Source organism: Streptomyces sp. NPDC055632 (assembly GCF_053618675.1).
Genome location: NZ_JBSHHY010000038.1, coordinates 13,969 through 27,810, shown reverse-complemented (window position 1 = coordinate 27,810; position 13,842 = coordinate 13,969). Strand labels below are relative to the sequence as shown.

11 protein-coding genes are annotated in these 13,842 nt (G+C 75.1%); 6 read left to right on the top strand and 5 right to left on the bottom strand.

The window, feature by feature from the left end; genetic code table 11:
* Positions 1–106 precede the first annotated feature (106 nt).
* Together ACWGSR_RS32130 and ACWGSR_RS32125 are read right to left on the bottom strand one after the other, a co-directional pair.
* Positions 107–772 carry a ScbR family autoregulator-binding transcription factor gene (locus ACWGSR_RS32130; protein ID WP_376242310.1) on the bottom strand — a complete coding sequence of 222 codons (666 nt, stop codon included), beginning with the start codon at positions 770–772 and terminating at the stop codon, positions 107–109.
* A gap of 264 nt (positions 773–1,036) precedes the next feature.
* On the bottom strand, positions 1,037–2,008 hold the full coding sequence (locus tag ACWGSR_RS32125) for a ScbA/BarX family gamma-butyrolactone biosynthesis protein (protein WP_453571845.1): 972 nt from the start codon (positions 2,006–2,008) through the stop codon (positions 1,037–1,039).
* 513 nt (positions 2,009–2,521) lie between these two features.
* Here ACWGSR_RS32125 and ACWGSR_RS32120 point away from each other — a divergent pair.
* From ACWGSR_RS32120 to ACWGSR_RS32100, 5 genes are all read left to right on the top strand, one after another.
* Entirely contained in the window at positions 2,522–2,896 is a 375-nt protein-coding gene (locus tag ACWGSR_RS32120) for a DUF6009 family protein (RefSeq protein ID WP_376242306.1), read from the top strand.
* A gap of 350 nt (positions 2,897–3,246) precedes the next feature.
* Entirely contained in the window at positions 3,247–3,867 is a 621-nt protein-coding gene (locus tag ACWGSR_RS32115) for a ScbR family autoregulator-binding transcription factor (RefSeq protein ID WP_453571841.1), read from the top strand.
* A 231-nt stretch (positions 3,868–4,098) separates the two neighbouring features.
* Positions 4,099–4,944 carry an AfsR/SARP family transcriptional regulator gene (locus ACWGSR_RS32110; protein ID WP_376242302.1) on the top strand — a complete coding sequence of 282 codons (846 nt, stop codon included), beginning with the start codon at positions 4,099–4,101 and terminating at the stop codon, positions 4,942–4,944.
* A gap of 66 nt (positions 4,945–5,010) precedes the next feature.
* The gene (locus ACWGSR_RS32105; RefSeq protein ID WP_453571838.1) at positions 5,011–5,832 is read left to right on the top strand and encodes an acyl carrier protein; all 822 of its coding nucleotides are present in this window, start codon (positions 5,011–5,013) and stop codon (positions 5,830–5,832) included.
* 13 nt (positions 5,833–5,845) lie between these two features.
* Positions 5,846–8,374, top strand: a complete 2,529-nt coding sequence (locus ACWGSR_RS32100; protein ID WP_453571836.1) for a LuxR C-terminal-related transcriptional regulator — start codon at positions 5,846–5,848, stop codon at positions 8,372–8,374.
* A gap of 11 nt (positions 8,375–8,385) precedes the next feature.
* On the opposite strand, the gene ACWGSR_RS32095 is transcribed toward ACWGSR_RS32100, so the two are convergent.
* A complete protein-coding gene (locus tag ACWGSR_RS32095) occupies positions 8,386–10,110 on the bottom strand; it encodes a 3-hydroxyacyl-CoA dehydrogenase family protein (RefSeq protein ID WP_453571833.1) in 1,725 nt (574 codons plus the stop codon).
* Positions 10,111–10,121: 11 nt separating this feature from the next.
* A complete protein-coding gene (gene ccrA, locus ACWGSR_RS32090) occupies positions 10,122–11,465 on the bottom strand; it encodes a crotonyl-CoA carboxylase/reductase (RefSeq protein ID WP_453571830.1) in 1,344 nt (447 codons plus the stop codon).
* Between the two features lie 203 nt (positions 11,466–11,668).
* Between ccrA and ACWGSR_RS32085 the strand changes: the two genes are divergently transcribed.
* Positions 11,669–12,688, top strand: a complete 1,020-nt coding sequence (locus tag ACWGSR_RS32085; protein WP_453571828.1) for a 3-oxoacyl-ACP synthase III family protein — start codon at positions 11,669–11,671, stop codon at positions 12,686–12,688.
* Between the two features lie 57 nt (positions 12,689–12,745).
* Here the strand turns inward: ACWGSR_RS32085 and ACWGSR_RS32080 are convergent, their stop codons facing one another.
* Positions 12,746–13,714 (bottom strand): AfsR/SARP family transcriptional regulator, encoded by a 969-nt coding sequence (locus ACWGSR_RS32080; RefSeq protein WP_376242289.1) that lies wholly within the window; start codon positions 13,712–13,714, stop codon positions 12,746–12,748.
* Between the last annotated feature and the right edge of the window lie 128 nt (positions 13,715–13,842).

Here is a 13,842-nt window from a genome sequence, read left to right as displayed (position 1 = left end):
AGAACCGCCCGCCCGGTATATTTTTGTTCGCCACGGAGGCCGGGCGGGGGCGTGTGTCTTCGGGGTGTGTGTTTTTCGGGGGTGTGGCCGTGCCGTGTCGGCCCGGTCAGCCGACCGTGGCGTCCGGGGCGGTCGCCCGGAGGCGCAGTTCGGCCGCGATCGTCTCGCCGCGGCCCTCCGTGAGGTCGACGGAGGCGAGGACCGAGGAGACGGCCACGCTGGGCAGTACGTACCGCAGCAGGCTGGAGGCCCGGGACAGTAGGTCCTGGTAGTCGCACACGGCCTGGGACATGGCCTGGACCCCGCCGAAGGAGCCCACCAGGACGTCGGCGGCCTCGGAGGGCACGGCGTGGGGGAGTAGCTCCCCCTTGATCCGGGCCTCGTCGAGGAGCGCCCTGACCACCTCGGTCCAGTAGGTGAACGGGCCGCTGCGGTCGAGGCCGTGGGCCTGCTGGTCGAGCGAGAGCCGTACGCCGGCCCGGACCATCGGCTCGGTCTGCAGCCGGTAGGCGTGCAGCATCACCGTGTCCGCGAGCTCCTGGATCTTGTAGCTCCGGGGCGGCACGGGAAGGAGCTGGTCCTGCTCGTGGATGACCCCTTGGGCGAGGTCCTCCTTCGAGGGGAAATGGAAGTACAGGGCCCCCTTGGTCACTCCGGCGGTGTTGAGGATCTCGCTGATCGTCGCCATCTGATAGCCACGTTCCTCGAAGACCTTGGCCGCTGCCGAGAGGATCGTCTGTCGTGTACGGACTGATCGGTCCTGCTTGACCACTTTCGCCTCTTTCTTGCGGTGAACCTGAGGGCGCCATAAAAAAACCGCCCAGTATGTATCTTACATCCAGCGGTGCTCGGCGCAGCTCTCCGAACCCAATTGATCAACATCTGAACAATCGGGAACGTGGTGGGTGGGCGAGGCGGAAAAGCGGGAGGGAGGGCGGCGGGGGCCGCCGTGATGGTGCGGGCCGGTCTCCTCGGGGCCGGGGGCGTGCGCCCCGAGGACCGGAACGGTGCGTCGCCGTGCGGGGGCCGTGCCGGATTACTCGGGGCAGGGCGCGGCCGCGGTCACGGTGGCGCTGAAGACGGGTTCGCCCTCCTGGTGTCCGGTCACGAGGACGGACTCCCCGGCGCTCGTGCCGGGCAGGCGGCGGGCGGTGATGAAGCAGGGCGCGTCCAGCTCCGCGTACCGGCTGAACGTGCCGGTCAGACCGAGGGCGAGAGCCGGGCGGCCCAGGGTCGCGGCGGTGGCCTGGCGGGCTGCTTCGAGCAGCATCATGCCGGGTACGTGGTCGACGGGGTGGTCGAAGAGGATGGGGTGGCGGGTGTCCACGCGGAGCTGCCAGTTGTCCCGCTCGCCGGTGGGCGACAGGACGACGTCCGTGGGCGAGATCCGCCCGACGGTCTGCGGGGCGGTGGGGGCGGTGAGCGGGATCCGCGGGCGGCCGGAGGCCAGCCGCTCGGCGCGCATGCGGGTGTAGACCCTGGACGGCACACAGGTGAAGTCGGCGGAGCCGGTCGCGGCGATCCGGCCGTTGCGGCGGATCACCGCGTCGTAGCGGAAACCGGCGACGGAACGGCCGCGGCGCTTGACGCCGGAGCAGGTGATCTCGATGTCGAGCGAGGCCGGCGCGTCGTCGACCAGGAGACCGTCCGGGCACACCACGAAGTCGAGCGACCACATCAGGAAGCTGTGGTCGAGCGGGACGCCGTACTCGGCGTGGGCCAGGAGGCAGCCGGCCTGGCGGATGGTCTCGGCGGATATGAGCGGGTCGTGGCGACCGTCCACCGCGGTGAAGAAGCTGTGGGCGCGGGGCCACTGGGCGGAGACGACGAAGCGGTCGTCGCCCGTGCGCTTCCAGTCGGTGAGCATCACCTCGGCGACGCTCGCTCTGTGGACGAACTCCTTGGGCACCGTCGTGGTGAGCGACGGGTAGCGCAGAGCGGCCGTCCAGGCCGGTGCGTGGTTCTCGGGGCAAGTCGTGTCTGCTGAGCGGAAGGTGCTGGTGGACATGGTTCCCCCTGAGGTGTGTTTGGCTCGAACGTGCGTGACGTCCCCTCAGGCAGCGAAGATACAGACCAACCGGTTTATTTTCTACGGGGTCGCCACACTCCCTTCGCGAATGCACCCAAGTTTCCCCACCGGACACCTCGGCAATGTGTTTGACGTGCGGGAATGTGCCTGTGGCAACTGCCTCCGAGAAGGGGGAGGGCGTGCGGCGCAGGGTGTGCATACTGCCTTTTCCAGGCGTCGGACCGGGCCCGTCGCGGGGGTCCTCCAGAGGGTCCCGAGCGGTCTTCGAGCGATCCTCGGCCGCCGTGGCCGTGGCCGGGGCCGGGGCCGATGGGCGCTGGGGCGGGGACGGGGTGGGAGGGGACCTTCGGCGAGGGCGGGACGGACCGCCGGCGGGGGAGTGCGTAGGGCCGGTGGCAGGGGTGTGTACGGCCCGTTGAGCTGCGGCTCCACGCGTGCTCCAGGGGCCGGTGCCAGGATCGGGGCCGGCCCGCTCGCGGACGAGGAGACGGCATGAGCGCCCTCATCACGGACGACGAGCTCGCCCACGAGGTGGGCCTCGTCTGGCTGGAGGACACCAGCCGGCTCGACTACGTCCGGCAGACCCTGGACCGGCTGCCGACCCGGTGCGGCAGACCCGCCCACCACCGTGACGGACGGATGGTCGGATACGCCCTGCTGGGGCCTGCGGCCAAGCCCTCGCGCCTCTCGGGCACGTTCAGGCGGCGGGTGTTCTGGCTGCTGCCGCACGACCGGGACACCGCTCCCGACGGGCTGTACGCCACGGGATCGCCCGCCGAGGCCGTGGACGTCCGGACCCTGGCCCCGGGCGACAAGGGGCGCAGGACGGAGCGTTCACGGGGCGGTTCCGGGTCCGCGGTGGCCTGACGGCGGCGGGCGCGGGCGTCGTACCGGGAGGCCCGGCCCCTTTCCGACGGTGCGCCGTCGCCCGGCCGACCATGTGGAAGACGCCTTCCTCGCGGCCGCTCCGGCTGCCTCCGGAGCCCCGACGCGGGTCGTCCCGCGCCCTCTTGCGCCCGGTTGTGTGCCACCGCACGATAGAAACCGCGCGAGCGGTTTGTTAGAGTTGCGCGGGGCCTGCCGGGGAAGGGCCGGGTCGTGGCGGTGAAGGTGCCCGAGCGACACCGGCCCGCCTCCCCCGTGGAGCCCCGGAGCAAGCACGTCCTTCCGGCCTGCCCCTCGGCGGGTGCGGCCCCTCTGCAATGACGGAGCAGTCGATGGTCAAACAGGAGCGCGCGGCGCGCACGCGCGAGACCCTGATCCGGTCCGCGGCCGAGGTGTTCGACCGGGAGGGCTTCTCCGCGGCATCGCTCTCGGTGATCAGCTCCCGGGCCGGGGTCAGCAACGGGGCGCTGCACTTCCACTTCGAGAACAAGGCGGCCCTCGCCGACGTCGTGGAGGCGGAGGCGCTGATAAGGCTGCGGGCCGTCAGTGACGCCGGCCCCCCGGCCGGTGCGGGCCGCGTGCAGCTCCTGGTCGACGCCACCCAGGGGCTCGCCGCCGCGCTGCGCCGCGACGTGGTGCTGCGGGCGGGCTTCTCGCTGAACGGCGAGCCGGTCCGAACGGTCCGCGTCGACCTGCGGGAACACTGGCGGCGCTGGGTCGAGGAGGCGGTGAAGCACGCCGAGTCGGAGGGCGAGCTGCGCCCCGAGGTGGCGGCGCAGGACGTGGTGACCGCCGTGGTGGCCGCGACCGTGGGCTTCGAGGTGCTCGGCGTACGGGACGCGGAGTGGCTCTCGACGGCCACGGTCGGGCGGTTCTGGCGGCTGCTGCTGCCGACGCTCGTACCGAAGGCCGCCCTGTCCGACGTCAAGGTCGAGGGGACGCGGTCCCCGTAAGGACCCGTCAGTCTGTTTCACCCTGTCCGGAACCGGTTTCCCGGGACCGGACAGGACTCGCCGAGCAGGTGCGACGGCTGCGTGGATCGATGAACCCGCAGGTCAGAGGCGCTCCTTGAGGAAGCGTCGAATCTTCTTCCCAGTTAAAACAGCGCGGTCGGTTTCGTATTGACAAACCGCGTGTCCTGTTTTTTACTGAGCCAGGCTTCATCTGCGGACAGGGGAGTACGCGTGGACATCGAAGTACTGGGCGCACTGGCGGTGCGGGAGCAAGGAGTCTCCATCACGCCGACGGCCCCCAAACCACGGCAGGTTCTGGCGCTGCTGGCGCTCCATGCCGACCAGGTCGTCCCGGTGTCGGCGCTGATCGAGGAGCTGTGGGCGGGCGCACCGCCGCGCAGCGCCCGCACCACCCTGCAGACCTACGTGCTGCAGCTGCGGGCCCTCATCGCGACCGCCCTGGAACAGGCCGCGTCCGACGGGGAGGAGAACCCCACCGGGCGGCGCACCGCCAAGGACGTGCTCGTGACGCTGCCGGGCGGCTACCTGCTCGACAGCGGCGGCGGCACCACCGACGTCCGCGAGTTCGACCGGCTCGCCGGCATGGGGTACCGGGCGATGGACTCGGGCGACTTCCCGGGCGCGGCCCGGCTGCTGCGCGAGGCGCTGTCGCTGTGGTCCGGTCCCGCCTTCTCCGACGTGCAGGGCGGGGTGCAGCTCGACATGGAGGCCCGGCGCCTGGAGGAGACCCGGCTCTGCGCGCTCGACCAGCGCATCGACGCCGACCTGCGGCTCGGCCGCCACCGCGAGCTGCTCGCCGAACTCACCGTGCTTGCCAGCCGCTACCGCACCCACGAGAACCTGCACGGGCAGTTCATGCTCGCCCTGCACCGCTCCGGGCGCCGCGGCGAGGCCCTCGACGTCTACCAGCGGCTGCGCGGCACCCTCGTGCGCGAGCTGGGCCTGGAGCCCTCCGCGGCCCTGCGCAGGCTCCAGCGCGCGATCCTCATGGCCGGTCCCGAGAGCGTCGTCGAGGCGGTCGAGAACGCCGACGACCGGCTCGTCCGCGTGGGCTGAGCCGGGCCGTGCGCGCGCCCCGCGCACGCGACCGGCCGCGCCGCCGACATCCTGGAGAAGGCACCGATGACCAGTGACCGAACCGTTCCTCCCGGCGACCTCCTGACCGACGTCCTCACCGTCCTCGCCGACGTCCTGCGCGTGCGGCCGGAGAGGATCGACCCGGAGCAGACGTTCCAGTCCCTCGGCTTCGACTCGCTGCTGACCGTCGAGTTCGTCGCCGTCCTCAACGCGCGGTACGGGCTCCGGATCCTGCCCACGGAGCTCTACGACCACCCGTCGCCCGCGGCCTTCGCCCGCCGGCTCGCCCGGGAGCAGGGGCTGACCGAGGGGGCGGGGGCGGTAGCCGGGGCGGGATCCGTGCCCGGAGCGGGGCCGGTCACCGGAGCCGGGTCGGTTCCCGGAGCCGGGTCCGTCTCCGCGACGGTGCGGGCCGGCGTGCCGTACGCCTCCGACGCGCACCCCGTCCCGTACGGGGAATTCCGCCAGGAGTCCGGGAGCCGCGCCCCTGCCGACGGCGGCGCGATCCTCGACGTCCTGCGCGAGCAGCTGGCGGCGATCCTGGGCTGCGACGCCTGGGAGATCGACCCCTCCGCGTCCTTCCCGCTCCTCGGCGTGGACTCGATCATCGGCACCGAGCTCGTCACCGTCCTCAACCGCACCTTCGGGCTGCGGGAGCGGGCCGCCGCGCTCCACGACCACCCGAACCTCGCGGCGCTGGCCGCCCACGTCGCCGTCCGCACCGGGGCCGCGCCCGCCCCGGCTCCGGCCGCGTCCGCCGCCGGGACGGCGGCGCACGGCACCGAACTCGACGTACTGCTCGACGCGGTGCGCGACGACAGGCTCACCGTGGACGAGGCACTCGTCCTGCTGGGTCGACACGGCTGAGGGGCCGACCGGCGTGGAGAGCCCGTTGGACGCGGTGGATCCGGTGGGGGAGCCGGTGGGCCCGGTGGGCGGCCCGGTGGGGCGGGTGGGCACGGGTGGTGCGGGAGGTCTCGGCGGGCCGCTCGACAGTCCCGCCGGCGCGCCCGTGGCGGCCCTGCTGCGCGGTCTGACCGGCCCCGGCGGCCCGGTCGCCGGAGCGCTCGCCGTCGTCACCGGAAGCTCCGGCACGGGCAAGACCGCCCTGCTCAACGCCGCCGCCCGGCGGGCCCGCGCCGCCGGGGCGGCCGTCCTCGCCGCCACGGCCTCGCCCGCCGAGCAGGAGCTCCCGCTCGGCGTCCTCGGCCAGCTCCTCGGCGGCGCCGCACTGCCCGAACTCCCCGGCGACGCCCGGGCGGCCGCCTTCGAGGAGGGCTTCCGCAGGCTGCGGGACCGGGCCGCGCGGGAGCCCGTACTGGTCACCGTGGACGACGTCCAGTACGCCGACGAGCCCTCCGCCCGCGCCCTGCTCTACCTCGCCGGCCGGCTCGGACCCCACCGGCTGCTGCTCCTGGTCGCCGGACAGCAGTGGACCCGTACCGCGCCGCCGCCCGCCCTGGCCCAGCTCCTGCGCCACCCCGCCGCGCACCGGACGGCCCTCGCCACCCTCACCCCGGAGCAGACCGCCGGCCTCCTCGCCGGGACCGGCGCCCTGGACGCGGACGCCGCACGGCGGCTCGCCCCCGCCTGGCACCGCGTCACCGGCGGCAACCCGCGCCTGCTGCGCGCCCTCCTGGAGGACCACGCGGCCTGCGCCCCCCTGCGTCCGGCCCGCCCGGTCGTCGGCACCGCCGTCAAACGCGCCGTCGGCCGCTGCCTGCGGGCCGCGGGTCCCGCCGCGGGCGAGGCCGCCCGGGCGCTCGCCGTCCTCGGGGACGGCGCCACCCTCGCGCTCGTCGGCGGGCTCCTCGGCACCCACGACCGGGCCGCCGTGCCCGCCCTGGCCGAACTCGACGCCATGGGGCTGCTCGCCTCGGGCCGACTGCGCCACGAAGGCGTCCGGGCCGCCGTGCTGGAAGAACTGGCGCCCGACGACTGCGCCCGGCTCCACGAGCGCGCCGCCCGGCTCCTGCACGAGGACGGGGCTCCGCCCGCCGCCGTCGCCCGGCACCTGGCCGCCGCCCACGCCGCCGCCCCGGACGCACCCGCCGCCCGCCCGCCCTGGGCCGTGCCCGTCCTGGCCGAGGCCGCCGGGGCGGCCCTGCGCGCGGGCGACCCGTGGCGCGCCGCCGAACTCCTGCGCACCGCCCACCGGTCGGGCCCGGACGCGCGGCACGCCGACGCGGTCCTCGTGGACCTCGCCTGCGCGGAGTGGGAGACCGACCCCGGCTCCGTCACCCGGCACCTGCCCGCCCTGGCACACGCCCTGGAACGGGGCCGCCTCGACCCCCGGCAGGCCCTCGCCGCCGCCGGGCCCCTGCTGTGGCACGGGCGGCCGGAGGCGCCGGCCGCCGCCGCGATCGCGCTGCGCGCGCTGACCGGGCGGATCTGGCCCCGGCCGGACGGCGTCCACGCCGGTGCCGGTGCCGGTGGGACCCTCGTCTCCGGGACCGGCGGGCCCTGGGCCGACGGCGCCGGGTCCGCGACCGCCGTGACGGGCACGCCCGAGCGGGTCCTGCGGGCCCTCGCGCTCGGCCACGCGCCCCGGCCCGCCGTCGCCGAACTCCTCGGCGCCCTCCCGCACACCTGGCGGCTCCCGCGCCCCCGGGCCTGGTCCGCGCTGCTCGCCGAGGGGGCCGCGTGGACCCAGGGCTCGCCCGCCCGCCGGGCCGTGCTCGAAGCGGCGGCGGCCGTGCTCTACCAGCGGACCGGGGAGCACCGGGCCGCCTCCCGGCACGCGGCGAGCGCCCTGGAGCTGGTGGACCCGGCGGCCTGGGGCGTCGCGGCCGGGGTCCCGCTGGCCGCCGCCGTCGACGCCGCCACGGCCCGCGCCGCCCACGACGAGGCGGCGGAACTGCTGCGGGTCCCCGTGCCGGAGGAGATGTTCCGCACCACCGCGGGCCTGCCGTACCTGCTCGCGCGCGGCCGGCACCAGCTCGCCGCGGGCCGGTTCGCGGCCGCCCGCGACGACTTCCACACCTGCCGGGACCTGATGGCCGACTGGGGTCTCGAACCGGCCGGGGCGCTGGACTGGCGGACCGGTCCCGTGGACGCGTCCCGGCCGGGGGAGGGCGGGCGCGGGGCGGTGGTCCCGCTGACCGGGAGCCGTGACGCCACCGGGCCCGCCGGCCCCCGGGCAGGGAACTCCTCCGCTGAGAAGGGGAGTCCCCTGGCCGTGCTCAGCCGGGCCGAGCGGCGGGTGGTGGGGCTGGTCGCCGAGGGCTGCACCAACCGGGCCGTCGCGGCCCGCCTGTTCGTCACCCCGAGCACCGTCGAACAGCACCTGACCCGCGTCTACCGCAAGCTCGGCGTGCGCTCCCGCGCCGACCTCACGGCCCTGTGGCGGGCCGCCGCCGACGGGGACGCGGCGCCCCGCGAGGACCGGGGCGCGGTGGTGGGGGAGTGACCGCCGCCTCGTCAGCCGCGCCGGGCGGCCGTACGGAACCCCCTGCGGTTCTTGCGGCCGAGCGCCCCGGTGGCGACCAGGTCGGCAAGCAGCGGGGCCGGCGCGTGCTCGGGGGCCCGCAGCTGCTCGTACAGCCGCTTCTGGATCGCGAGGGACACGTCGAGGCCGATGGTGTCGAGCAGGGCGAACGGCCCCATGGGGAAGCCGAATCCGCGCCGGACCGCCTCGTCGGTCTCCTCGATGTCGGTGCCATGGCGTTCGAGCAGGGCGACGGCCGCGCCCAGGTACGGGAAGAGCAGGGCGTTCACGATGAAGCCGGCCCGGTCGGGGCAGTCGACGGCGGTCTTGCCGAGGCCCTCGGTGAAGGCCCGGGCGGTCGCCGCCGCGCCGTCGGAGGTCTCGGCGGTCCGGGTGATCTCGACCAGCCGCATCAGCGGCGCCGGGTTGAAGAAGTGCAGTCCGACGACGTCGGCCGGACGGCCGGAGGCGGCGGCGCAGTCCGCGACCGACAGACTGGAGGTGGTGGTCGCCAGCAGCGCGCCCGGGTCGGCCGTACGGCCCAGGGCGGCGAACAGCTCCCGCTTGACCTCCTCGTCCTCCGCCACGGCCTCGACGACCAGGTCGCACCCGGCGACGGCCGCGACGCCGGCGGCGCCCGTGAGCCGGGCCAGGGCGGCGTCCCGGGCCCCGGCGGTGGTCCGGCCGCGCTCGACGGAGCGGTCCAGGGAGGCGCCGACGGCCGCGAGGGCGGCCGCCGCCTTCTCCCGGCTCCGGGCGACGAGCACCGTCGGGTGTCCGGCCGCCGCCGTCACCTCCGCGATGCCGCGGGCCATCGCGCCCGAGCCGAGGACGCCGACCGTGCGCACCGGCCGGACGCCGGCGGCGCCGGGGGAGCCGGCGGGCGGGCGCGGCGCCCGGCCCTCGTCGTCGTAGCGGTGGAAGCCCTCGCCGGTCTTGCGGCCGAGCAGTCCGGCGCCGACCGTGCGGGTCAGCAGCGCGGCGGGCTCGAAGGAGACGTCGCCGGTGCGCTCGCGCAGTCGCGTCAGCGCGGCGTGCGCGGTGTCCAGGCCGATGGCGTCGAGGAGTTCGAAGGGGCCCTGCGGCAGCCCGCAGCCCAGCCGCATCGCGGTGTCGATGTCGTCGCGGGAGGCGTGGCCCTCGTCGAGGAAGGCGACGGCCCGGTTGAGGTGGGCGAGGACCAGGGCGGTGGCGTCGGCGGCCGGGCGGGCGCCCAGGGCCACCGGCGTCAGGCCGAGGGAGGCGATCAGGGCGTCGACCGCCGCCGCCGCGTCCGGCGAGGTCAGGGCGGTGCGCACCGGTTCGACGGTGCCGCCCGGGCCCGGCGGGACCAGGAAGCGCAGTCCGGCCACGTCGGCGGGCCGGCCCGAGGCGATCGCGAGCCGGGCCGGGGGGAGTTCGGCGGAGGTGGTCACCAGGACGGCCCCGGGGGCCGCGGCCGCCAGCTGCCGCAGGACCTCCGTCTTGACGCCGAGGTCCTCGGTCACGGCCTCGACGACGAGGGAGGCCCGGCCCACCCGCGCCAGGTCGTCGGTGAAGACGGCGCGGTCCGCGGCGCCGTCGGGTGCGGCGGCCTTGGCCCGGCGGGCCACCCGGTGCCGTACGTCGGGGTCCGCGTCGACCGCGACGACCTCGTGTCCGGCGGCCAGGGCCAGCCGCAGCAGGCTCTCGCCGAGGCTGCCGAGGCCGACGACGGCGGTGATCGGTGCCTGGGTCATGGCGGGCTCCCTCAGCCTTCCTGCGTACGGAACCGGTTGATGGCGTCGAGGTGCTTGGCGCGCAGCTCCTCGTCCCGCACGCCCAGCCCCTCGCGGGGTGCGAGCGCGAGGACGCCGACCTTGCCCTGGTGGAGGTTGCGGTGGACGTCGTAGGCGGCCTGGCCGGTCTCCTCCAGGGAGTAGACCTTCGACAGGGTCGGATGGATCTTGCCCTTGACGATCAGGCGGTTGGCCTCCCAGGCCTCGCGGTAGTTCGCGAAGTGCGAGCCGATGATCCGCTTGAGCGACATCCACAGGTAGCGGTTGTCGTACTCGTGCCGGAAGCCGGAGGTCGAGGCACAGGTGACGACGGTGCCGCCCTTGCGGGTGACGTACACGCTCGCGCCGAAGGTCTCGCGGCCCGGGTGCTCGAAGACGATGTCCACGTCCTCGCCGCCGGTCAGCTCGCGGATGCGCTTGCCGAACCGCTTCCACTCGCGCGGGTCCTGGGTGTTCTCGTCCTTCCAGAACGTGTAGCCCTCGGCGTTGCGGTCGATGACCGCCTCGGCGCCCATGGACCGGCAGATCTCCGCCTTCTCCGGGGAGGACACCACGCAGACGGGGTTGGCCCCGCCGGCCAGGGCGAGCTGGGTGGCGTACGAGCCGAGGCCGCCGCTGGCGCCCCAGATCAGGACGTTGTCGCCCTGCTTCATCCCGGCGCCGTTGCGGGAGACGAGCTGGCGGTACGCCGTCGAGTTGACCAGGCCGGGGCTCGCGGCCTCCTCCCAGGTCAGATGCTCGGGCTTGGGCATGAGCTGGTTCGACTTGACGAGCGCCAGCTCCGCCAGGCCGCCGAAGTTGGTCTCGAAGCCCCAGATGCGCTGCTCGGGGTCGAGCATCGTGTCGCCGTGTCCGTCGGCGGACTCCAGCTCCACGGACAGGCAGTGCGCGACGACCCGGTCGCCGGCCTTCCAGCGGTTCACCCCGGGACCGGTGCGCAGCACCACGCCCGCCAGGTCCGAACCCAGCACGTGGTACGGCAGGTCGTGGCGCCGGGTCAGCTCGGAGAGGCGGCCGTAGCGCTCCAGGAACCCGAAGGTGGGCAGCGGTTCGAAGATCGAGCTCCACACGGTGTTGTAGTTGACGGCGCTCGCCATCACCGCGATCAGCGCCTCCCCGGGGCCGGGCTCCGGGGTGGGCACCTCCTGGAGGTGCAGGGACTTGCGGGGGTCCTTGTCCGCCGAGGCCATCCCCTCGAACATGTCCGTCTCGTCCCGGCGCACCACGCTGCCCCGGTACGACTCGGGCAGTGGCAGGGCCGCGACGTCGGCCGGCGCCACGCCCTCGGCGAGCAGGGCATTGACGATCTCGTCCACGTGAAATCCCTTGCGAGTAGAGGGGACGCTCCGCGGTCAGGCTAGGCCGGTTTCCGACGCCCGGGGACCCCTAATTCCTCCGGTGCGCACCCCTGTTTTTTCCCTGGGGTCGAACAGGGGATGTACGCCGCTCGCGGAACGCTCATGCTGTCGTCCGGCCCCGCCGGAAAACGGCTAGGAGAATTCATGAACGGAATCGCGGCATGACCGTCTACTCGCCCCCGGCGGGATCCATCGGAATCCTCGGCACCGGCTCGTACCTGCCCGGAGAACCGGTCGGCAACGACACCGTCGCGGCCCGCGCCGGGGTCACCGCCGAGTGGATCGAGCGGAAGACCGGCATCGTGGAGCGCCACTACGCCGCCGACCACGAGGCCGCCTCGGACCTGGCCGCCGAGGCGGCCGTCCGCGCCCTCGACGACGCCGGGCTGCGGGCCCGGGACGTGGGCTGGATCGTCGTGGCCACCTCGACGCCCGACCACCCCCAGCCGGCCACCGCCGCCCTGGTGCAGCACCGCATCGGCGCCGCCGGGGCCATGGCCTTCGACGTCAACGCCGTCTGCGCGGGCTTCGCCACCGCCCTGCACACCGGCGCGCGGCTGCTCGCGGTCCCCGAGGCCGACGGCGGGCGGCGCTGCGCCCTGGTCGTCGGTGCCGAGGTGTACTCGCGGATCCTCGACCGCGGGGACCGGCGCACCGCGCCGCTCTTCGGGGACGGCGCGGGGGCCGTGGTCCTGGGCCCGGTGGCCCCGGGGCGCGGACTGCTGGGCACCGGCATGGGCTCGTACGGGCACCTGCACGGGCTGATCGGGGTCGAGGCGGGCGGCAGCCGGCTCCCCGCCTCGGAGAAGACCCTGCTGCGGGGCGACCATTACTTCCGGATGCGGGGCCGGGACGTGCGGGACTTCGTCGTACGGGAGCTCCCGGCGGCCGTCGCGGGGACCCTGGAGGCCTTCGCGGTGGACCCGGGCGAGGTGGCCCACTTCGTGCCGCACCAGGCCAACGGCGAGATGCTGCGCTCGCTGGCCGGCTCCCTGGGGCTGCCGCGGGCGCGCGTGCACCTGACGGTGGACCGGCACGGGAACACCGGGGCCGCGTCCGTCCCCGTCACCCTCGACCACGTGGCCCGCGACGGCGCGCTCGCCGAGGACGACCTGCTGTTCCTCGCGGGCTTCGGCGGCGGGATGACGGTGGGGACGGCGCTGCTGCGCTGGGGCCATTAGGGCGTGTGCCGAGCCCGAAGGGCGGGCCCGGCGAGCCCGCCCTTCGGGGTGCGGCGGTCAGACGAGGGTGGGGCCGCCCGTGAGCAGGTGGAGGCGGTGCAGCAGGTCCTCCTGCTGCCGGGTCAGCACGTCGATGCGGGAGCGCAGCCGGGCCACCTCGCTCCCGAGGTCGAGCAGCGCCGCGTCCGCCCCGAGGGCGGCCGGCGGCACGGAGAGCTCCGTGGCGGACAGCGGGGCCCGGTGCAGGATCGCCTCCATCCGCGAGCGCAGCGCCGGGCCCGGCCCGACCCCGAGCCCGTCGGCCAGCCGGCGGCAGGCCCGCTCGTACGCGCCGAGGGCCTCGGTGGGCCGCCCGGCCCGGCACAGCGCGACCATCAGCAGGTCGTGGAACCGCTCGCGCACCGGGTGCTCGGCGGTCAGCCGCTCCAGCTCGAACACGACCCGCTCGGCGGGCCCGCTGCGCAGGCTCGCCTCGTACAGGACCTCCAGGGCGGTCAGCCGCTGCTCCTCCAGGCGGTCCGCCTCCGCGGCGCAGAGGGCGCCGCGCACGCTCCCCTCAAGCGCCGGGCCCCGCCACAGCGCCAGCGCCCGGCGCAGCACGGTGACGGCCAGGGCCGGTTCGTCCGCCGCCGCGGCCCGGCCCTCGGCGGCGAGCCGGTGGAAGCGCTGGGCGTCGGTGGTGGCCGGGCCGAGCCGCAGCAGATAGCCGGGCGGGCGGGTCGTGATCCATGCGGACCCGCCGTCGCCGGGCAGCAGCCGGCGCAGCCGGGCCACATGGGCCTGGAGGGCGTTGGCCGGGGACGCGGGCGGTGCGTCGCCCCACAGTTCGTCGACGAGCCGGTCGGCGGCGAGCACCTGACCGGGCCGGGCCGCGAGGGCGCCGAGCAGGGCGCTCTGCTTCGCGCCGGACGGCACGGCGCGCTCGCCGGTCCGCGCGTCGAGCACCTCGACCGGGCCCAGGATGCGGAAGTCCACCGGCCCGTGGCCGGGGTCCCGGGGCGCTTCGTGCTCCACGGTGCCATTCACGTGGCACGGCTCCTTCCGAGGATTCGCCGGGGCCTCGCGGAAAGCGGTGTGAACTTCCGCCCGAACCCGGAACACCTGTTCCGCGGTTCATCCCTCGTATGAAATCTAGCAGTCGATTTTTCCCCGGC

What these genes read in the sequence shown, in the direction of transcription:
- ACWGSR_RS32095 (WP_453571833.1), bottom strand. Translation starts at nt 10,110, where the DNA reads ATGACCCAGGCACCGATCACCGCCGTCGTCGGCCTCGGCAGCCTCGGC.
- ACWGSR_RS32105 (WP_453571838.1), top strand. Translation starts at nt 5,011, where the DNA reads ATGACCAGTGACCGAACCGTTCCTCCCGGCGACCTCCTGACCGACGTC.
- ACWGSR_RS32125 (WP_453571845.1), bottom strand. Translation starts at nt 2,008, where the DNA reads ATGTCCACCAGCACCTTCCGCTCAGCAGACACGACTTGCCCCGAGAAC.
- ACWGSR_RS32085 (WP_453571828.1), top strand. Translation starts at nt 11,669, where the DNA reads ATGACCGTCTACTCGCCCCCGGCGGGATCCATCGGAATCCTCGGCACC.
- ACWGSR_RS32120 (WP_376242306.1), top strand. Translation starts at nt 2,522, where the DNA reads ATGAGCGCCCTCATCACGGACGACGAGCTCGCCCACGAGGTGGGCCTC.
- ACWGSR_RS32115 (WP_453571841.1), top strand. Translation starts at nt 3,247, where the DNA reads ATGGTCAAACAGGAGCGCGCGGCGCGCACGCGCGAGACCCTGATCCGG.